General features: G+C 68.7%; 19 protein-coding genes and 1 pseudogene. 7 read left to right on the top strand and 13 right to left on the bottom strand.

The genetic code is table 11. The features are described 5' to 3' along the window. Positions 1–16: 16 nt before the first annotated feature. From KV106_RS31470 to KV106_RS31460, 3 genes are all read right to left on the bottom strand, one after another. A complete protein-coding gene (locus KV106_RS31470) occupies positions 17–319 on the bottom strand; it encodes a c-type cytochrome (protein ID WP_409976580.1) in 303 nt (100 codons plus the stop codon). Positions 320–483: 164 nt separating this feature from the next. Beyond that, the gene (locus tag KV106_RS31465; RefSeq protein ID WP_261215123.1) at positions 484–954 is read right to left on the bottom strand and encodes a thioredoxin domain-containing protein; all 471 of its coding nucleotides are present in this window, start codon (positions 952–954) and stop codon (positions 484–486) included. Beyond that, the gene (locus KV106_RS31460) at positions 951–1904 is read right to left on the bottom strand and encodes an MBL fold metallo-hydrolase (RefSeq protein ID WP_261215121.1); all 954 of its coding nucleotides are present in this window, start codon (positions 1902–1904) and stop codon (positions 951–953) included. Before KV106_RS31460 ends, KV106_RS31465 begins: the two co-directional genes overlap by 4 nt. 123 nt (positions 1905–2027) lie before the next feature. On the opposite strand from KV106_RS31460, the gene KV106_RS31455 reads away from it, so the two are divergent. Beyond that, positions 2028–2444 carry a DsrE family protein gene (locus KV106_RS31455; RefSeq protein ID WP_261215120.1) on the top strand — a complete coding sequence of 139 codons (417 nt, stop codon included), beginning with the start codon at positions 2028–2030 and terminating at the stop codon, positions 2442–2444. A gap of 22 nt (positions 2445–2466) precedes the next feature. On the opposite strand, the gene KV106_RS31450 is transcribed toward KV106_RS31455, so the two are convergent. Further along, positions 2467–2793 (bottom strand): ArsR/SmtB family transcription factor, encoded by a 327-nt coding sequence (locus tag KV106_RS31450; RefSeq protein ID WP_093355146.1) that lies wholly within the window; start codon positions 2791–2793, stop codon positions 2467–2469. Between the two features lie 275 nt (positions 2794–3068). Here KV106_RS31450 and KV106_RS31445 point away from each other — a divergent pair, with 275 nt between their 5' ends. The 5 genes from KV106_RS31445 to KV106_RS31425 are packed head-to-tail and all read left to right on the top strand — an operon-like array spanning position 3069 to position 10149. After that, positions 3069–4178: an efflux RND transporter periplasmic adaptor subunit gene (locus tag KV106_RS31445; protein ID WP_261215116.1), complete on the top strand. Its 1110-nt coding sequence runs from the start codon at positions 3069–3071 to the stop codon at positions 4176–4178. Beyond that, positions 4175–7285, top strand: a complete 3111-nt coding sequence (locus tag KV106_RS31440) for a MexW/MexI family multidrug efflux RND transporter permease subunit (protein WP_057593586.1) — start codon at positions 4175–4177, stop codon at positions 7283–7285. Before KV106_RS31445 ends, KV106_RS31440 begins: the two co-directional genes overlap by 4 nt. After that, positions 7282–8781, top strand: coding sequence for an efflux transporter outer membrane subunit (locus tag KV106_RS31435; RefSeq protein WP_409976578.1), 1500 nt, complete (start codon positions 7282–7284; stop codon positions 8779–8781). Before KV106_RS31440 ends, KV106_RS31435 begins: the two co-directional genes overlap by 4 nt. A 50-nt stretch (positions 8782–8831) precedes the next feature. Further along, positions 8832–9518, top strand: a complete 687-nt coding sequence (locus tag KV106_RS31430) for a helix-turn-helix transcriptional regulator (protein WP_057593587.1) — start codon at positions 8832–8834, stop codon at positions 9516–9518. Between the two features lie 49 nt (positions 9519–9567). After that, positions 9568–10149 (top strand): superoxide dismutase, encoded by a 582-nt coding sequence (locus tag KV106_RS31425; RefSeq protein WP_261215104.1) that lies wholly within the window; start codon positions 9568–9570, stop codon positions 10147–10149. A 4-nt stretch (positions 10150–10153) separates the two neighbouring features. On the opposite strand, the gene KV106_RS31420 is transcribed toward KV106_RS31425, so the two are convergent. Next, positions 10154–10531, bottom strand: a complete 378-nt coding sequence (locus KV106_RS31420) for a VOC family protein (RefSeq protein WP_261215102.1) — start codon at positions 10529–10531, stop codon at positions 10154–10156. 291 nt (positions 10532–10822) lie between these two features. On the opposite strand from KV106_RS31420, the gene KV106_RS31415 reads away from it, so the two are divergent. Further along, on the top strand, positions 10823–11806 hold the full coding sequence (locus tag KV106_RS31415; RefSeq protein ID WP_261215100.1) for a Bug family tripartite tricarboxylate transporter substrate binding protein: 984 nt from the start codon (positions 10823–10825) through the stop codon (positions 11804–11806). Between the two features lie 15 nt (positions 11807–11821). Here KV106_RS31415 and KV106_RS31410 read toward each other — a convergent pair whose 3' ends face one another. The 8 genes and pseudogenes from KV106_RS31410 to KV106_RS31375 all read right to left on the bottom strand — a co-directional run. Next, positions 11822–12220, bottom strand: a complete 399-nt coding sequence (locus KV106_RS31410) for a hypothetical protein (RefSeq protein ID WP_261215099.1) — start codon at positions 12218–12220, stop codon at positions 11822–11824. A gap of 173 nt (positions 12221–12393) precedes the next feature. Beyond that, positions 12394–12651 (bottom strand): hypothetical protein, encoded by a 258-nt coding sequence (locus KV106_RS31405; protein ID WP_057597808.1) that lies wholly within the window; start codon positions 12649–12651, stop codon positions 12394–12396. Positions 12652–12662: 11 nt separating this feature from the next. Then, positions 12663–13427 (bottom strand): SDR family NAD(P)-dependent oxidoreductase, encoded by a 765-nt coding sequence (locus KV106_RS31400; RefSeq protein ID WP_057597807.1) that lies wholly within the window; start codon positions 13425–13427, stop codon positions 12663–12665. Positions 13428–13487: 60 nt separating this feature from the next. Then, positions 13488–14960, bottom strand: a complete 1473-nt coding sequence (locus tag KV106_RS31395) for a GDSL-type esterase/lipase family protein (protein WP_261215097.1) — start codon at positions 14958–14960, stop codon at positions 13488–13490. 90 nt (positions 14961–15050) lie between these two features. Further along, positions 15051–16052 (bottom strand): branched-chain amino acid ABC transporter permease, encoded by a 1002-nt coding sequence (locus tag KV106_RS31390; RefSeq protein ID WP_261215096.1) that lies wholly within the window; start codon positions 16050–16052, stop codon positions 15051–15053. 10 nt (positions 16053–16062) lie between these two features. Continuing rightward, positions 16063–16938, bottom strand: a complete 876-nt coding sequence (locus KV106_RS31385) for a branched-chain amino acid ABC transporter permease (protein ID WP_057597932.1) — start codon at positions 16936–16938, stop codon at positions 16063–16065. A gap of 45 nt (positions 16939–16983) precedes the next feature. Continuing rightward, positions 16984–18183: an ABC transporter substrate-binding protein gene (locus tag KV106_RS31380; RefSeq protein ID WP_261215095.1), complete on the bottom strand. Its 1200-nt coding sequence runs from the start codon at positions 18181–18183 to the stop codon at positions 16984–16986. A 33-nt stretch (positions 18184–18216) separates the two neighbouring features. Then, a pseudogene (locus tag KV106_RS31375) lies at positions 18217–18335 on the bottom strand (ABC transporter ATP-binding protein); the annotation flags it as partial.

The following is an 18335-nucleotide window of genomic DNA, read 5'->3' as shown; positions in this document are numbered from 1 at the left end:
CCTTCGCAACGCCGGCCTACTTGGCGCCGCCCAGCACCCACGCGGCCAGCGACTTGGCGTCGGCCTCGCTCAGCGCGGGCTGGCCCGGCATCGGCACCGGGCCCCACTTGCCGCTGCTGCCCTTCTGGATGCTCGCTGTGAGCACGGCCAGCGCATCGGACTGGCCCGCGTACTTCTTCGCGACGTCCTGGTAGGCCGGACCCACGAGCTTCTTGTCGGTCGCGTGGCAGGCGAGGCAGGCGTTCTTCTGGGCCAGCTCCTTGCTCGCATGCGCCTGGGCGCAGATCAGCAATGCGGCGGCGACCGCGAGCGACGGCAACAACTTCAATTTCGTCTCCTCGAAACTCGCATCGAAGCTGCCAGTTTCATCGTTAAATAAGTAAATCGTTATGTATTGATTTTAGGAGTCCGCGCGTCGATGGGAAGGGCTTCGTGCCTGGGGGAAACCCGCTCGGCACGCTCATGCATAACGCTAGCTCGCGATCACGCGCGCACGGCTGTACGGGCCTGGTTCAGCCGCTGCTCGAGGTAGGCACCGTAGAAATCCGAGGCCCCGCCCGCGAGCCGCTCGGCGACCTCGCGCGCGCCGCGGCCGAAGAACAGCAGCGTGGGCGCGACCGCGATGCCCCAGGCCGCGAGCAGGGCCTCGTGCGTGCGCGACGCGCCGTCGAAGTCGCGCACGATGCGGCGGTCGCGCAGGTCGATCTGCACCACGGGCAGGCCCGTCGCCAGCTCGGGCATCAGGTAGTGCTCGCGCACGATGCGGCAGAAGGGGCAGCCGCGCAGGCTGGCCATCACGACCAGCGGCTGCGAACGCGCGAGCGCATTGGCGAGCGCATCGGCCAGAGAGTCGGGCGCGGGCAGCGCCGACTCGGCGGCATTCGCCACGGGCCAGGCGCACGACAGCGCGATGCCAGCGAGGGCGCCGCGCCGCGTGGGGCCGCGCGCGTTCATCGCGTCTCCTGCTCCATCAACAGGTAGGTGTTGTAGGCGTTCATGCGGTTCGCGGCCTTGAACAGCGGCATGGCTTCATAGCGCGACCAGTCGGTGGCCGCATAGGCTTCCTCGAAAGGCGTCATGTCGGCCGCGGCCTTGCGCATCGCCTCGCGCAGGAACACGAGGTAGTCGCGCGTGAGCTGCAGGTCCTGCTTCGGATCGGAGGAGGCCGGCCCGTGGCCCGGCACGATGATGCGCGCATCGAGCGCGAGCAGCGCATCGAGCGCCGCGATCCAGTGGCGGCTGTCGGCCGTGCCCACGTAGGGAATGCGGTTGCGGAACACCACGTCGCCCGAGAACAGCACCTGCTGTTGCGGCAGGTAGATCGCGAGGTCCTCGGGCGTGTGGGCCGGGCCCGCGGGCTGGATCACGAAGCGCGTGCCGCCGATGGTCATCTCGGTGCGGCCCTCGAGCCAGACATCGGCCGGCACCAGCCGCGTGCTGTCGTCGATCCACGGCGCGAGGTCCTTGCGCGAGGCCTCGAGGCGCAGCCGCGCCGCGTCGGAGTACAGGTAGGTCCTGGCCAGCGCATGGGCGATCACCTGCGCGCCCAGCGCCTTGAACACCTGCAGGCCGTAGATGTGGTCGGCGTGGTAGTGCGTGAGGATCACGTGGCTGATCGGCTTGGGCGTGATGCGTCGGATCTCCCGCACCAGCCGCTCGGCCGCGGCCGGCGAACCGAGCGCATCGATCAGCACCACGCTGTCGCGCGTGACGACGAAGCCCGCGTTCGAGATGAAGTTCTGGTTCTCGGCCGAGCCCAGTGCCGGCACGCCCTGCACGTAGTAGACATCGGGCGCGACGGCGCGCGGCGCGATGTCGGGCGCGGCGAGCGCGCTCGCCACGAAGAGGCCGAAGGCCAGCGGCCACAGCGTGCGAAGAAGCGCGCGAAGAAGGAGCGGGAACATCGTGGCGTCTCTCTTTTTTCATCGTCGCGCGATGCATCGCCGCGCGACCCCGGACTTGCCCGGCTGTAAATATAAGTAGAAGATGATATTTTGAGGTCCACAACAACAACCGAGGGTTTCCCCATGAGACAGGCATTCATCGCGTTCCTTCTGGCCATCGCGGCGTCGTTCGCCGGCGCGCAGCAGGTGGTCAAGGCGGTCTATCACGTCAACACCGGCGTCGAGACCAGCGCGGCCATCCTCGCCAACATCACGAACCACCTCAACGCCGACCCGAAGGCGAAGATCGTGGTGGTGACGCACGGCCCCGGCATCGACTTCCTGCTGAGCGACGCGAAGGACAGCAAGGGCCGCGAGTTCAGCGGCCCGGTGAGCGCCCTGGCCGCGCGCGGCGTGGTGTTCGACGTCTGCAACAACACGCTGACCACGCGCAACATCGACGCGGGCCGGCTGCTGATGGAAGCGAAGGTGGTGCCCTCGGGCGTGGCCGAGGTGGCACGGCTGCAAGCGCAGGAAGGCTACGTCTACCTGAAGCCCTGAGGGCGGCGGCCCGCCACGGGCCTCAGGCCTGCTCGATGGCGATCTGCACGCAGATGCTGCGGCACAGCGCCACCACGGTCTCGTTCGCGATGCTGTAGTAGATGCTCACGCCCTCGCGGCGCCGCGCGAGCACGCCCGCCTGGTAGAGGGTGTTGAGGTGCTGCGACATGTTGGGCTGCGTGGTGTCGATCTCGGCCAGCAGCTCGCTCACGTTCTTCTCGCCGTTGCACAGCAGGCTGACGATCTTCAGCCGCATGGGCGCGGCCATGGCCCGGAACAGCTCGGCAGCGATGTCGAAGACCTCGTCCTCGGTGACGGCCGCGGGCTTTTTTCGGGACTTGGTGGCCATGCTGAAAGATTTTTGAGCAGGCCGCAATGTACATCGGCCCCCGGCCCCGCGCGCAATGCACGGCCGCCGGACCGGTGAATCGCGCGCGTCACAAACCCTCCCCATCGCCCGTCTTCGCTGCAGCGGCATGTGCCGCTCGACCTTCGGAGATTCCAGATGCGCGACACGACCCGGATAGCCCGCCTTCATCGGGGGCATTGCTTTCCTTTATTCGACAGGCCGCCACGAGCCCGCCAATAATCCAAGTACTTTCTTTGATTAATAACGGTATGATCATGAACGCACGATCAAGGGCCTGGCTCGGTGCCGGCTTCGCGGCAGTGGTGGTGGGAGGGGCCGGCTATGGCCTCGTGGCGAAATCCAGAGCGGCCGACGGCGCCGGTGGCGGCGGCATGCCGCCGGCGCAGGTGGCGGTGGCCGCGGCGCGGCAGACCGAACTGCCGCGCTTCCTCAGCGGCATCGGCACGCTGGAGGCGAACCGGCAGGTCGAGGTGCCGGCCGAGGTGGAGGGGCGGATCGCGAAGATCCTCTTCACCGCGGGTGCCGAGGTGCGCGCGGGCCAGTTGCTGGTGCAGCTCAACGACGCGCCCGAGCAGGGCGACCTCGAACGGCTGCAGGCGCAGCGCGCCAATGCGAAGGCATTGCTCGAGCGCACGCGCCGGCTGCTGCCGCAGCAGGCCGCCACGCAGGAGCAGCTCGACCAGGCGCAGGCCGGCTACGACCAGGCCAGCGGCGAGCTGCGGCGGGTGCAGGCGCAGATCGCCCAGAAGCGCATCGTGGCGCCCTTCGACGGCCGGCTGGGCCTGCGCAAGGTCAACCTCGGGCAGTTCGTGCGTGCCGGCGATGCACTGGTCTCGCTGACCGACGCCCGCACGCTGCTCGCGACCATCACCCTGCCCGAGGCCGCCCTGCCCGCGCTCCAGCGCAACCAGCAGGTGCTGCTCAACGTCGACGCCTGGCCCGGCCGCGCCTTCCAGGCCCGGCTCAGCGCGATCGAGCCGCAGATCGGCAGCGACACGCGCACCGTGCGGCTGCAGGCCGCGATCGACAACGCCGACGGCGCGCTCGCGCCCGGCATGTACGTGAGCGCGCGCGTGGCGCTGCCGCCGCGCGCCGACGCCATCACCGTGCCCGAGACCGCCATCACCTACAGCACGCACGGCGACTCGGTCTACGTGGTGCGCCCGGCCGACAAGGGCGAGGGCTTCGTGGTGCAGCAGTTGTTCGTGACGGCCGGCGACCGGCAGGACGGCCAGGTGGTGATCGAGAAGGGCCTGCAGGCCGGCGAGCGCGTCGTGACCTCGGGCCAGCTGCGCCTGTACGGCGGCGCCGCGGTGCAGCCGATGGACAAGGACACGCTGGCCGTGCGGGAGCGCAAGTCATGAGATTCACCGACCTGTTCGTGCGCCGGCCGGTGCTGGCGCTGGTGGTGAGCACGCTGATCCTGCTGCTGGGTGCGCGTGCCCTCGGCTCGCTGCCGGTGCGCCAGTACCCGCTGACCGAGAGCACCACGCTGACCATCACCACCCAGTACCCGGGCGCCTCGCCCGAGCTGATGCAGGGCTTCGTCACGCAGCCGATCGCGCAGGCGGTGGCCACGATCGAGAACGTCGACTACCTGTCGTCCTCCTCCACGCTGGGCCGCAGCGTGATCACCGTGCGCATGAAGCTCAACGCCGACGCCAACCAGGCGCTCACGCAGGCGATGGCGCAGGTGAGCCAGGTCAAGTACCGGCTGCCGCAGGAGGCCTTCGACCCGGTGATCCTCAAGTCCTCGGGCGAGGCCACGGCCGTGGCCTACGTGGGCTTCTCGAGCAAGACCATGGGCATGCCCGCGCTCACCGACTACCTCTCGCGCGTGGTGCAGCCGCAGTTCGCGTCGATCGAGGGCGTGTCGGGCGTGGAGGTCTCGGGCGGCCAGACGCTGGCGATGCGCGTGTGGCTCGACGCCAACCGCATGGCCGCGCGCGGCATCTCGGCCGGCGAGCTGGCCGACGCGCTGCGCCAGAACAACGTGCAGGCGGCACCCGGTCAGGTCAAGGGCCTGTACGTGGTGTCGAACATCCGCGTCAACACCGACCTGGTGAACGTGGCCGAGTTCCGCGACATGGTGATCAAGCGCGACGGCGATGCGCTGGTGCGCCTGGGCGACGTGGCGACGGTCGAGCTCGGCGCGGCGAGCGCCGACGTCAGCGCGATGATGGACGGCGACAAGGCCATCTACCTCGGCCTGCAGGCCGCGCCCAACGGCAATCCGCTGGTGATCGTGAAGCGCATCCGCGAACTGCTGCCCGGCATCAAGCAAAACCTGCCCGCGGGCGTGGAGGTGCAGCTGCCGTTCGAGCTCGCGCGCTTCATCGAGGCCTCGATCGACGAGGTGCGCCACACGCTGCTCGAGGCGGTGGTGATCGTGGTGCTGGTGATCTTCCTGTGCCTGGGCTCGGTGCGCGCGGTGCTGATCCCGGTGGTGACGATTCCGCTGTCGATGCTGGGCGCCGCGGCGCTGATGCTGCTGTTCGGCTTCTCGATCAACCTGCTCACGCTGCTGGCGATGGTGCTGGCGATCGGGCTGGTGGTGGACGACGCGATCGTGGTGGTGGAGAACGTGCACCGCCACATCGAGGAAGGCAAGTCGCGCGTGCAGGCGGCGCTGATCGGCGCGCGCGAGGTGGCCGGCCCGGTGATCGCGATGACGCTCACGCTGGCCGCGGTGTACGCGCCGATCGGCCTGATGGGCGGACTCACCGGCTCGCTGTTCAAGGAGTTCGCCTTCACGCTCGCGGGCGCGGTGGTGGTGTCGGGCGTGATCGCGCTCACGCTGTCGCCGGTGATGAGCTCCTTCCTGCTGCCGCAGGACGCCACCGGCACGCGCATGGCGCGGCTGGCCGAGGGCTTCTTCCACCGCCTGGCCACCGGCTACGGCCGCGTGCTCGACGTGTCGCTGCGCCACCGCTGGGTGACGGGCGCGCTGGCCGCGGTGGTGCTCGCGAGCCTGCCCTTCCTCTACAACGCCGCGCAGCGCGAGCTCGCGCCCGGCGAGGACCAGGCCATGGTGCTGACCGCGATCAAGTCGCCGCAGCACGCCAACATCGACTACGTCGAGAAGTTCGGCAAGAAGTGGGACGACGTGTTCGCCGCGCTGCCCGAGAACACCGGCCGCTGGCTGATCAACGGCTCCGACGGCGTGTCGAACTCGATCGGCGGCGTGCAGCTGTCCGACTGGAAGGACCGCCAGCGCAACGCCGACCAGATCCAGCACGAGGTGCAGGGCAGCATGGGCGCGGTGGAAGGCAGCAACATCTTCGCCTTCCAGCTGCCCTCGCTGCCGGGCTCCACCGGCGGGCTGCCGGTGCAGATGGTGATCCGCAGCCCGGGCGACCACCGCAGCGTGTTCGAGGCCATGGAGGCGCTCAAGAAGGCGGCACGCGAGAGCGGCAAGTTCGCCGTGGTCGACAGCGACCTCGAGTTCAACAACCCGGTGGTCGAGGTGCGCGTGGACCGCGCCAAGGCCAACAGCCTGGGCGTGACCATGAAGTCCATCGGCGACACGCTGGCCGTGCTGGTGGGCGAGAACTACGTCAACCGCTTCGGCATGGACGGCCGCTCCTACGACGTGATCCCGCAGACGCCGCGCGAGCAGCGGCTGACGGCCGAGGCGCTGTCGCGCTACTTCGTGAAGAGCGCGAGCGGCCAGCCGGTGCCGCTGGCCAACCTGGTGCAGCTGTCGACCAGCGTGGGCCCGAACAAGCTCACGCAGTTCAACCAGCTCAACGCCGCCACCTTCCAGGCCATTCCGATGCCCGGCGTGACCATGGGCGACGCGGTGGCCTTCCTGAGCGCCGAGGCGAAGAAGCTGCCGGCCGGCTTCAGCTACGACTGGCAATCCGACGCGCGCCAGTTCACGCAGGAGGGCTCGGCGCTGGTGCTGGCCTTCGTGTTCGCGATCGTCGTGATCTACCTGGTGCTGGCCGCGCAGTACGAGAGCCTGCGCGACCCGCTGATCATCCTGGTCAGCGTGCCGATGTCGATCTGCGGCGCGCTGGTGCCGCTGGCGCTGGGCTTCGCGACCATCAACATCTACACCCAGATCGGGCTGGTGACGCTGATCGGGCTGATCAGCAAGCACGGCATCCTGATGGTGGAGTTCGCCAACGAGATCCAGACGCGCAAGGGCTTCGACCGCCGCGCCTCGATCGAGGAGGCCGCGCGCATCCGCCTGCGGCCGATCCTGATGACCACGGCCGCGATGGTGGTGGGCCTGGTGCCGCTGCTGTTCGCGAGCGGCGCGGGTGCCAACAGCCGCTTCAGCATCGGGCTGGTGATCGTGGTCGGCATGCTGGTGGGCACGCTGTTCACGCTGTTCGTGCTGCCCACGATGTACACGCTGCTCGCGCGCGACCACCGCGCCGCGGGGCAATCGAAGCGCGCGGCGGAGCTCGCGGCGCTCGAGGACGGCCCGGCGACACCGGCCACCGCGGGCAGTCACGCATGAAGCACGGGAGAACGACCATGAAGGCCTTGACCCTTTCCCTGTCGACGCTGGCCACGGCACTGCTGCTGGCCGGCTGCGCGGTCGGCCCGCGCTACGCGGCGCCCGAGACCTCGCCGGTGACGATCGCCGCGCCCGAGCGCCACCTGTTCGCGCCCGACGCGGTGCAGCGCGACTGGTGGCGCCAGCTCGAGGATGCGCAGCTCGACGCGCTGATCGAGCGCGCGCTGGCCGCCAACCACGACATCCGCATCGCGCAGGCGCGGCTGCTCGAAGCCCGCGCCGTGCAGGACGAGGCCGAGCTCGACCGCTGGCCCACCGTGACGATGGGTGCGAGCAAGACCCGCGGCATCGCGCAGGGCAACGGCGTGCCGGCCGAGGCGCGCACGCTGGCCGAGAGCAGCCGCCTGGGCTTCGACGCCGGCTGGGAGATCGACCTGTTCGGCCGCCTGCGCCGGCTCGACGAGGCCGCCAGCGCGCGCGCCGAGGCCCAGGCCGCCGACCTCGAGCAGGCGCGCATCGTGGTGGTGGCCGAGCTCGCGCGCAACTACTATGAGATGCGCGGTGCCGAGCAGCGGCTCGCGGTGACGCAGCGCACGCTGCAGAGCCTGCGCGACAGCCTGCGCGTGACCGAGGCCCAGGTCGGCATCGGCCGCGGCCTCGCGGGCGACCTCGCGAGCGCGCGCGCCAACCTCGAGAGCACCGAGGCCCAGCTGCCGCTGTTCGAGACCGCGCGCCGCCAGGCCGCGCATCGCGTGGCGGTGCTCGCGGCACTGCAGCCGGCCGAGCTCGAGCCGATGCTGGCGCCGCGCCCGCTGCGGCTGCTCGCCAAGCGGCTGCCGGTGGGCGACCTCGGCGACCTGCTGCGCCGCCGGCCCGACGTGCTGCGCGCCGAGCGCGGCCTGGCAGCGAGCACGGCCGACGTGGGCGCGGCCACGGCCGCGCTGTACCCGCGGCTCGACATCGGTGGCTTCCTCGGCTTCATCGCGCTGCGCGGCTCGGACCTGGGCAGCGGGTCGAGCCGCGCCTTCAGCCTCACGCCGGGCCTGAGCTGGCCCGCGCTGCGGCTGGGCTCGGTGCGCGCGCAACTGCGCGGCGCGCAGGCGCGCGCGCAGGGCGAGCGCGCGGCCTACGAGCAGACCGTGCTGCGCGCCATCGAGGACGTGGAGAACGCGCTCACCGGCTACGGCCAGAACCAGCAGCGGCTGCAAAGCCTGGTGCTGGCCTCGGAACAGAGCGCGCGCGCGGCCGAGCTGGCCGAGGTGCGCTACCGCGAAGGCGCCGCGCCCTACCTGTCGGTGCTCGATGCGCAGCGCACGCTGCTGCGCGCGCAGGATGCGGTGGCCGAGGCCGAGACCGCCTCGTACACCAGCCTGGTCGCGCTCTACAAGGCCGTGGGCGGCGGATGGCAGGCGCCGGACGCCCCGACCGCGGGCCACGACGCGGGCGCGGCCAAGGGGCTTTCGGGCGTTTCCGCGAAGGACGCCCCGAGCACCTGACAATGCAAGGGTTGCCGCCTTTCCGTTCCGCTCCCCACGAAGACCGCGCCATGTCCGCCAACGACACCGCCGACGCCAAGACCGCCTGGACCCCGCACCAGCCGGCCGACCGCATCCTCTCGACGCTCAAGACCCGCGGCGCGCTCGGCATCCCCGACATCGCCAAGGTGCTGCAGGTCACGGTGGAGGCGGTGCGCCAGCAGATGGCCAAGCTGCAGGCCGAGGGCCTGGTCGACGCCGAGAGCCGCAGCGCCGGGCGCGGCCGGCCGACGCAGATCTGGCGGCTCACGGCCTCGGGCCACGCGCGCTTTCCCGACACGCATGCCGAGATGACGGTGCAGATGATCAGCGCCGTGATCCAGGTGTTCGGCGAGAAGGGCATGGACCAGCTGATCGGCGCGCGCGAGGAAGCCATGCGCGCCAGCTACCGCGAGGCGCTGCGCGGCGCGCGCGGCATCGGCGCGCGGCTGGAGCGGCTGGCCGAGGTGCGCAGCCGCGAGGGCTACATGGCCGAGTACCGCCCCGACGACGAGGGCGAAGGCTTCCTCTTCATCGAGAACCACTGCCCGATCTGCACCGCGGCGCGCGCCTGCACGGGCTTCTGCCGCAGCGAGCTGCAGCTCTTCGACGAGGTGCTCGGGCCCGACGTGGCCGTGAGCCGCGTCGAGCACGTGCTCGCGGGCGCGCGGCGCTGCGCGTACCGCGTCGTACCCAAGGCGGGCAAGGGCGCCGGCTGAGCGCCCGACCCGCATCTTTTTCTTTTTTACCAACCAGAAGGACCCCACGATGGAACACACCCTGCCTCCCCTGCCCTACGCCCTCGACGCACTGGCACCCGAGTACTCGAAGGAGACCCTCGAGTACCACTACGGCAAGCACCACAACGCCTACGTGGTGAACCTCAACAACCTGCAGAAGGGCACCGAGTTCGAGTCGATGACGCTCGAGGAGATCGTCAAGAAGTCCAGCGGCGGCATCTACAACAACTCGGCCCAGATCTGGAACCACACCTTCTTCTGGAACTGCATGAAGCCGCAAGGCGGCGGCGCTCCCAGTGGCGCGCTGGCCAAGGCCATCGATGCCAAGTGGGGCAGCTACGACGCCTTCAAGGAAGCCTTCGTGAAGTCGGCCGTGGGCAACTTCGGCTCGGGCTGGACCTGGCTGGTGAAGAAGGCCGACGGCAGCGTGGACATCGTGAACACCGGCGCCGCCGGCACGCCGCTGACGACCGCCGACACGGCGCTGCTGACGGTCGACGTCTGGGAACACGCCTACTACATCGACTACCGCAACCTGCGTCCGAAGTTCGTCGAGACCTTCCTGGCCAAGCTGGTCAACTGGGAGTTCGCCGAAAAGAACTTCGGCTGATCGATCAGCCGTTGATCAGGTTCAGGATGTTCCCGTCGGGGTCCTTGAACCACGCGACCTTCATGTCGCCCATGACATGGAGGTCGCCCTCGTGCCGCGTGCCGGGCATGTCGTAGCGCTCGAAGCGCACGCCCTTGGCCCGGAGGGCGGCGACGAGGCGCTCGATGTCCGCCCCCACCTGCCAGGTGACGGCCGTCGCCTGGTTGGTGCCGGCGAACGACGAGCGGTACACGTTGAGGCGCGTGTTGCCGCTGCGGTAGACGATGACCTCGTCGCCCTCGGCGTCGACCTGGGCCAGGCCCAGCGTGTCCTCGTAGAAGCGGCGCGCCGCCGCCAGGTCCTTCACCGCGAGATTGGCCACGGCATCGATGTTTCCGAGCATGGAGCCTCCTGTTGTGGGCAGCAATGAATACTCAACCGTTCGGTGAAGTATTCGATCGCCCCGGGCGCCCTGTCAAGCCGCGTCAAGGCTCGTCACAAAGCCGTTGCCGCGGCGCCGCGCGGGCTCATCGGAGAGAATCGCCGTCCCCGGGCCAGCGCGCACCGAGACGAGGGCCATCGCGAAGCGCGAAAACCCGCGCCGAGCGCTTCCGGCACACTGCATCCCCGGCGCGGCGAGACCCGCCCCGGTGGCCGGCGCCAGGCCCCAACCCCTAGAGCAGAGACAACACCCATGATCCGCAGACTCCTTCGTCCGCTGGCCCTCGCGCTGGCGCTTCCGCTGGCCTTCGGCGCCGCCTCCACCGCCCAGGCCCAGGCCTGGCCCGCCAAGCCCGTGCGCATGATCGTGCCCTTCCCGCCCGGCGGCGGCACCGACATCCTGGCGCGCCTGGTGGCCCAGAAGCTCACCGAGACCAACCACTGGACCGTGGTGCCCGACAACCGCGCGGGCGCCGGCGGCACGATCGGCATCGCCGAGGCCGCGCGCGCCGCGCCCACGGGCTACGACATCGTGATGGGCCAGAAGGACAACATGGTCGTCGCGCCCTGGCTCTACAAGAACCTCAGCTACGAGCCGACCAAGGACCTGACCGCGGTGGCCCACGTGGCCTTCACGCCCGTGGTGATCGTCACGCAGGCCAACTCCAAGTACAAGACGCTCGACGACGTGGTGAAGGCCGCGCGCGCCGCGCCCGACACCGTCACCTACGGCTCGCCCGGCAACGGCACCACCATCCACCTGGCCGGCGAGATCTTCAACGGCGCGGCCAAGATCAAGATGCGCCACGTGCCCTACAAGGGTTCGAACGCGGCCATGATGGACGTGCTCGCGGGCAACGTCGACCTGATGGTGTCGTCGGTGCCTTCGGCCATGGCCCAGATCAAGGCCGGCAAGCTGCGCCCGCTGGCCGTGACCTCGGCCAAGCGCAGCAGCTCGCTGCCCGACACCCCCACCGTGGCCGAGCTCGGCTACAAGGGCTTCGACGTGAGCACCTGGTACGGCCTGTTCGTGCCGGCCAAGACGCCCAAGGACGTGATCGCCACCCTGAACGCCGAGGTCAACAAGCTGCTGGCCACGCCCGAGATGCAGGCCGCGATCATCGCGCAGGGCGCCGAACCGCAGAGCATGACGCCCGAGCAGTTCGGCACGCTGCTCAAGACCGACTACGAGAAGTGGAAGGGCATCGTGCAGGCCTCGGGCGCGACCATCGAGTAAGCGCGACGCCGGACCTCAGCGCGCCGACACGGGCACCGGCGCGGCGGGCAGCACCAGCGGCGCGCCCGAGCGCGAAGCCCGGTCCCATCCGGGGTGCCGCTGCGCACGCTCGAGTTCGGCCGTCACTTCGGCGCGCGTCTTCGGCTGGGCATTGGTCGCCGGAACCGGCGTGCCGTAGGCCAGGAAGTTCTTCCATTTCGGATCGCTTCGCGCCGTCGCCAGCTCCTGGCCGACCTGGTCCGTCGACTTGCCCGAGCCGGCCAGTTCCGCATGGGTCTTGATGCCCGCTTCGTTGGCCGCGAAGTGCGAAGGCGCATCGACGTGCTGCACGCTCTGCTGGGCGAGGGCCATGGCCGGCACGAGGCCAGCCAGGGCAGAAGCGGCCGCGAGCGCGATGATTTTTCTGTTCGACATGCATATCTCCTGTGGTTGTTCCCCGCGGCTGGATGTCAGGCGCGGGGGTGGAGATACGGCGAGGTGCGTGGGCGTGCCATCCGGGGCGTCGATCTCTCCACGCCCACACACTAGGAAAGCAAACCGACGCGGACTTATCCGCCCGGTTACGTTCTCGTCATCCGGAGCCCGTCTCAGTCCGGCACGAACTTGCGGTTGAACACCGCCACGTCCGACTCGAGCTCGAAGGCCGCGAGCTGGCCCATCTTGCCGTCGCTCGCGCGGCAGGCCGCGAACAGGCTGTAGCGGCCCTGGAAACCGAATTCGTCCATCACGATCAGCGCGTACGGGTACGGCACGAAGACCTGGTGCGTGAAGACGACGCGGTGCCGGTTGCGCGGCGAGGGAAAGAGCTTGTACTCGCCGGTGTCGATGCCCTGGGCGGTGGCCATGGCGCGGGTGCTCAGTCCGGATCGCGCACGTCGGCCACCGGCTTGGCGCCGAAGTCCGCGCGCGCGAGGTACTTGAGCACCTTCGCGGCCGCGCTCGCGGGGCTGTCGAGCAGGCCCTCGCTCTTGAGCTTCTCGAAGCGCGTGCGGTCGGGGAAGTTCTCGGCCGAGGCGCCACGCAGTTGCACCTGCATGTCGGTGTCGATCACGCCGGGCGCCAGCGACACGATGCGCGCGCCGTTCGGCAGGTTCGCCTCCTCGAGCGCGACCGCGCGCGAGTAGTGGTCCATGCCGGCCTTGGCCGCGCAGTACGGTGCCTGGCTGCCCATCGCGTTGCGGCCCAGGCCCGAGGAGATGTTGAGCACCTTGCGCGCGCCGCGCCAGCCGCGCGTACCGCCGAGGAAGGCCGCCGTCAGCAGCAGTGGCGCTTCGAGCCCGATGCGCAGCGCCTGCGAGAGCTCGGCATCGACCGCGGCCGCGAGCGGCGCCGGATTGCCGACCGTGCCCGCGTTGTTGATCAGCGTGACGGCGTCGAAGCGCTGGGCGTCCTGCGCCGCCAGCCATTCGCGCAGGCGCGCGGCCGAGGCGACGGGATCGGACAGGTCCTGTTCCCATTGCACGAGTTCGACGCCGGCCGCCTTCGCCTGTTCGGCGAGCTCGGGGCTCTGGCGGCGCGAGATGCACAGCAGGACGTGGCCGGGCTGCAGCAGCTGTTCGGCCATGGCGCGGCCGAGGCCGCGCGATGCGCCGGTGATGAGGTAGAGGTGGGAGGTGGGCATGGGGCGATGATAGTCATCGCGCCGAGGAGACGCCGCTGCCCTCCTCCATGCCCGGTCCGCTCAGTTGGATGGCGGGAATTCGAGCCCGTTGCAAGGCGCGGCCGGCTTCTCCTTCTTTCCGTACAGGACGTCGTAGGCCAGGGTCCCCATCACGTCGAGACCGCGCGTGTTCAGGTGGATGGGACTGCCCGGCATGTAGCAATCGCTCGAGAGCGCGAGCGGCATGCTCGCGGGATTGCTCACCACCGCGGGGAAATCGATGACGCCATCGAAGTTTCCGGGCGTCTTGATCCATTCGTTGATCTTGAGCCACTTGCCGTAGTTGGCGGGGTCGTTGACAAAACCGGTCTTCCCCGCGTCCCCGGCGCCGGGAATGTTCCCGATCGGCGTGTTGACGCCCCCATAGACCTTGATCTTCCTGCCGCGGGCCGTTTCGACGAAGTACTTGTAGTGCTCGATGATCTGGTCCGGCGTATAGCCCTGATTGAGGTCGTTGTCGCCGGCCAGGATGACGATGTCCGTCGGATCGCGGGACAGCACGTCGCGCTCGAACCGGCTGCGCAAGGAGGGTCCGCTGCCCGAGCCGATCATGGAGTTGCCGCTGATGCCCGCATTGCCCACGCCGAGCGGCTCGCCATTGGAATTCGCCAGCTTCGACAAGACGGCGGGCCATGGCTCCTGAATGCCCTTCGCGCCGAATCCGGCCGTGATCGATTCGCTCATCGCAATGACGACACGGGTCTCTTCGGGCGCGAGCACCTTGACCTCGCTGAGGCTGAAGGCTCCGTCGTAGGCCTGATAGTTCGGTGCCGCCGCCTTGATCGATGCTTCGCCCGAGACATCGCGGTTCCTCACCACGAAGTACCCGGGCAAGGGGACGGCACCGTTCATGTGCATGTCCGCATATTGGATCAGCCCTTGGAAATGCAGGGTGATCAACAGGTCCGAGAGCTTCGGCACATTCATCGACACGGGATCGCTCAGCAGCTCCGTCCCCGCGGGAACCTCGGCCAGGGTCTTGCCGCCATTGAAGGTCAGGACCTTGCGCGTGCCGAGGTCGATGGCCGTCGGGTCCGAGGCCTTGCCGGCATCGGGCAGCGCCACGCTGGCATGGTCGACGCGCATGGTGGCGGTGCCGAAGACATTGGACAGCCGGATCCGGACCCCCTCGCCACCCACGCTCGTCCGGATGCGCATCCGGACGGTGTCGGAGTTTTCGTTCTGCGGGATGTTGGGGTACAGCGCGGCCTGCCAGGTCGTGGCCCATTTGGTCTTCTTTTCGGGAGGAGCCACTTCCGTCGGCACCGACGGCTCGACCGGCGGCACGGGCACGACCGCGGGTGGAGGCGGGCCCGAGGACCCGGCCGCATTGGCGGCGACGACCGCCGCGATCGCCGCGGCATTCGCATTGTCGTTGCCGCCTCCACCACCACAGGCCGCCACGGCCCCGACGACCACCGTCGCCCAGGCCGTGCGCCATACCGTCTTGAACAGGGCCTGGCCCACGAACAACGTTTCGAACTTTCTTTTCATGTTGCCTCCTTGAGTTGCTGACTTTCCGGGTTGGGTTTGCGCTCTACATCGACACCTCGCTGGTCGTGAAAAAAGGGAGAGGGACCGCGGCTACCTGCCGCGCTTGCGGCCCTCGGCGAGGCGCTCGATCAGGCTGTTCAGTTCGCCCATGATTCCCTTGCGAAAGGCGAGCACGCAGATCACGAAGATCAGGCCCGTGACCATGGTCACCGACTCGCCCAGCGTGTTGAACCAGTCGATGGTGGTGATGCGCGCGAGCAGGTTGCCCAGTTCGCCGATCTTGTTCTCCAGCAGCACGACCACGGCCGAGCCCACCAGCGGGCCCGACAAGGTGCCCAGCCCGCCCACCAGCGTCATCAGGATCACCTGGCCCGACGCGGTCCAGTGCACGTCCGACAGGGTCGCGAAGCCCAGCACCAGCGTCTTGAGCGAACCCGCCAGGCCCGACAGCGCCGCCGAGATCACGAAGGCCAGCAGCTTGAAGCGCGCCACGTCGTAGCCCAGCGACAGCGCGCGCGGCTCGTTCTCCTTGATGCCCTTCAACACCTGCCCGAACGGCGAGTGGATGGTGCGCACGATCAGCAGGAAGGCGGCCGCCACGATCGCCAACGCGACGTAGTACATCGTGAGGTCGTTGCTCAGGTCGATGAGGCCGAACAGCTTGCCGCGCGGCACGCCCTGCAGGCCGTCCTCGCCGCCCGTGAACCTGGCCTGCAGCGCGACGAAGAACATCATCTGCGCCAAGGCCAGCGTGATCATCGCGAAGTAGATGCCCTGGCGGCGGATGGCCAGCACGCCGAACAGCCAGCCCAGCAGCGCACCCACCAGGGTGCCCGCGATCAGGCCCAGCTCGGGCGTGAGGCCCCAGACCTTGATCGCATGGCCGGCCACGTAGGCCGAGCCGCCGAGGAAGGCCGCATGGCCGAAGGACAAGAGCCCGGTGAAGCCCAGCAGCAGATTGAAGGCCGAGGCGAACAGCGCGAAGCACAGCAGCTTCATCACGAACACCGGATAGGCGCCGAAGAACGGCGCCAGCACCAGCGCGACGAGCAGCAGGCCGTAGACGACGGTGGAGATCTTTTTCATGTTCATGCGCCCGCTCTCACTTCTCTTTGCCGAACAGGCCGGCAGGACGCACCAGCAGCACGATGACCATGATCACGAACACGACGGTGGACGAGGCCTCGGGATAGAAGACCTTGGTGAAGCCCTCGATCACGCCCAGCCCCAGCCCGGTGAGGATGGCGCCCATGATCGAGCCCATGCCGCCGATCACGACGACGGCGAACACCACGATGATCAGGTTCTGGCCCATCAGCGGCGAGACCTGGATCACCGGCGCGGCCAGCACGCCCGCGAAGGCGGCGAGGCCGGCGCCGAAGGCATAGGTCAGCGTGATCATCAGCGGCACGTTGACGCCGAAGGCCTCGACCAGCCGCGGGTTCTCGGTGCCCGCGCGCAGGTAGGCGCCGATGCGGGTCTTCTCGATCACGAACCAGGTGGCGATGCACACGACCAGCGAGGCCACGACCACCCAGGCACGGTAGTTGGGCAGCACCATGAAGCCCAGGTCGGTGGCGCTCGACAGCGCCTCGGGCGCGTCGTAAGCCAGGCCCGAGACGCCGTAGATGGAGCGGAACACGCCCTCGATGAGCAGCGTGAGGCCCAGCGTGAGCAGCAGGCCGTAGAGATGGTCGAGCTTGTAGATCCAGCGCAGCAGCAGCCGCTCGATCACCACCCCGAACAGGCCGATGACGATGGGCGCGGCGATCAGCATCACCCAGTAGTTGATGCCGAAATATTCCATCGCCATCCAGGTGAGCACCGCGCCGAGCATGAACAGCGCGCCGTGCGCGAAGTTGATGACGTTGAGCAGGCCGAAGATGACGGCCAGCCCGAGGCTCAGGATGGCATAGAAGGAGCCGTTGACCAGCCCCAGGAGGAGCTGGCTCAACAGGGCGGGAAGGGAAATGGTCATAGGGGATTCAGCAAGCGCGGGCCCGCTCGGGCCCGCAGGGGTCGATCACTTCCAGAGCGCGCACTTGCTCTCGGCCTTGGTCGTGAAGACCTGGTCGCCCGGCAGCGTCTTGAGCACCTTCAGGTAGTCCCAGGGCTTCTTCGACTCGGCCGGCGACTTCGCCTCCACCAGGTACATGTCGTGGATGAAGCTGCCGTCGGCGCGGATCTGGCCCTTGCCGTAGAAGTCGTCGATCTTCATGCTCCTGAGCTGCGCCATCACCTTGTCGGCGTCGGTGGTCTTCGCAGCGGCCACCGCCTTCAGATAGGTGGTGGTGGCCGAGTAGTCGGCGGCCTGCACGTCGGTCGGCATGCGCCTGGTCTTCTCGAAGAAGCGGTTGGCGAACTTGCGCGTGTCGTCGTTCAGGTCCCAGTACCAGCTCGTGGTGTGCAGCAGGCCCTCGGTGTTCTTCAGGCCCAGGCTGTGGATGTCGGTGAGGAACACCAGCAGGCCCGCGGTCTTCATCGTCTTGTTGATGCCGAACTCCCTGGCGGCCTTGATCGAATTGATCGTGTCGCCGCCGGCATTGGCCAGGCCCAGGATCTGTGCCTTCGAGTTCTGCGCCTGCAGCAGGAAGGACGAGAAGTCGGAGGCGTTGAGCGGATGCTTGACGCTGCCCACCACGGTGCCGCCCTTCTCCTTCACCACCTTCGCGGTGTCGGCCTCGAGCGCGGCGCCGAAGGCGTAGTCGGCGGTCAGGAAGAACCAGCTCTTGCCGCCACGGTCGACCACCGCCGCGCCCGTGCCCTTGGCCAGCGCGACCGTGTCGTAGGCGTAGTGCACGGTGTAGGGGCTGCACTGTTCGTTGGTGAGCGCGGAGGACGCGGCGCCGTTGTTGAAATGCACGCGCTTCTTCTCGGTCGCCACCTTCGCGGTCGCGAGCGCCGTGCCGGAGTTGGTGCCGCTGAACACCATGCTCAGGCCCTGCGTGTCGATCCATTCGCGCGCCTTCGACGCGGCGATGTCGGCCTTGTTCTGGTGGTCGGCGGTCAGCAGCTCGATCGGCTGGCCGTTGACCTTGCCGCCGAAGTCATCGATCGCCATCTGGATCGCCGTCGCGCCGTTCTTGCCTTCGAGGTCGGCGTAGAGGCCGGACATGTCGGTGATGAAGTCGATCTTGACCTTCTCCTGCGCCTGTACCGCGCTGGCCGCGCCGAGCGCCAGGATGCCGAAGCCGATGGCGATGAATGGGTTGCGTTGTTTCATGGGATTGCCTCCTTGGTGGATGAATGGGGATCGCTAAACACCGAGCAGCTCGGTGAGCACGGGCATCCGGGCTTCGAGCTCGGCCGCGCCGAACTTCAGGGCGATGCGGCCATGCTCCATCACATAGAAGCGATCGGCCAGCGGCGCCGCGA

It is taken from the genome of Variovorax endophyticus (genome assembly GCF_025376855.1).
In the GTDB taxonomy this organism is placed as follows: Bacteria; Pseudomonadota; Gammaproteobacteria; order Burkholderiales; family Burkholderiaceae_C; genus Variovorax.
The sequence above is the reverse complement of the archived record's forward strand: the minus strand, read 5'-3'. Positions and strand labels throughout refer to the sequence as shown.

Bases quoted from the DNA above. Each gene is read 5' to 3' on its own strand.
- KV106_RS31385 (WP_057597932.1), bottom strand. From the start codon at position 16,938: ATGACCATTTCCCTTCCCGCCCTGTTGAGCCAGCTCCTCCTGGGGCTG.
- KV106_RS31415 (WP_261215100.1), top strand. From the start codon at position 10,823: ATGATCCGCAGACTCCTTCGTCCGCTGGCCCTCGCGCTGGCGCTTCCG.
- KV106_RS31450 (WP_093355146.1), bottom strand. From the start codon at position 2,793: ATGGCCACCAAGTCCCGAAAAAAGCCCGCGGCCGTCACCGAGGACGAG.
- KV106_RS31410 (WP_261215099.1), bottom strand. From the start codon at position 12,220: ATGTCGAACAGAAAAATCATCGCGCTCGCGGCCGCTTCTGCCCTGGCT.
- KV106_RS31380 (WP_261215095.1), bottom strand. From the start codon at position 18,183: ATGAAACAACGCAACCCATTCATCGCCATCGGCTTCGGCATCCTGGCG.
- KV106_RS31420 (WP_261215102.1), bottom strand. From the start codon at position 10,531: ATGCTCGGAAACATCGATGCCGTGGCCAATCTCGCGGTGAAGGACCTG.
- KV106_RS31460 (WP_261215121.1), bottom strand. From the start codon at position 1,904: ATGTTCCCGCTCCTTCTTCGCGCGCTTCTTCGCACGCTGTGGCCGCTG.
- KV106_RS31400 (WP_057597807.1), bottom strand. From the start codon at position 13,427: ATGCCCACCTCCCACCTCTACCTCATCACCGGCGCATCGCGCGGCCTC.
- KV106_RS31465 (WP_261215123.1), bottom strand. From the start codon at position 954: ATGAACGCGCGCGGCCCCACGCGGCGCGGCGCCCTCGCTGGCATCGCG.
- KV106_RS31435 (WP_409976578.1), top strand. From the start codon at position 7,282: ATGAAGCACGGGAGAACGACCATGAAGGCCTTGACCCTTTCCCTGTCG.
- KV106_RS31390 (WP_261215096.1), bottom strand. From the start codon at position 16,052: ATGAACATGAAAAAGATCTCCACCGTCGTCTACGGCCTGCTGCTCGTC.
- KV106_RS31425 (WP_261215104.1), top strand. From the start codon at position 9,568: ATGGAACACACCCTGCCTCCCCTGCCCTACGCCCTCGACGCACTGGCA.
- KV106_RS31395 (WP_261215097.1), bottom strand. From the start codon at position 14,960: ATGAAAAGAAAGTTCGAAACGTTGTTCGTGGGCCAGGCCCTGTTCAAG.
- KV106_RS31445 (WP_261215116.1), top strand. From the start codon at position 3,069: ATGAACGCACGATCAAGGGCCTGGCTCGGTGCCGGCTTCGCGGCAGTG.
- KV106_RS31440 (WP_057593586.1), top strand. From the start codon at position 4,175: ATGAGATTCACCGACCTGTTCGTGCGCCGGCCGGTGCTGGCGCTGGTG.
- KV106_RS31455 (WP_261215120.1), top strand. From the start codon at position 2,028: ATGAGACAGGCATTCATCGCGTTCCTTCTGGCCATCGCGGCGTCGTTC.
- KV106_RS31405 (WP_057597808.1), bottom strand. From the start codon at position 12,651: ATGGCCACCGCCCAGGGCATCGACACCGGCGAGTACAAGCTCTTTCCC.
- KV106_RS31430 (WP_057593587.1), top strand. From the start codon at position 8,832: ATGTCCGCCAACGACACCGCCGACGCCAAGACCGCCTGGACCCCGCAC.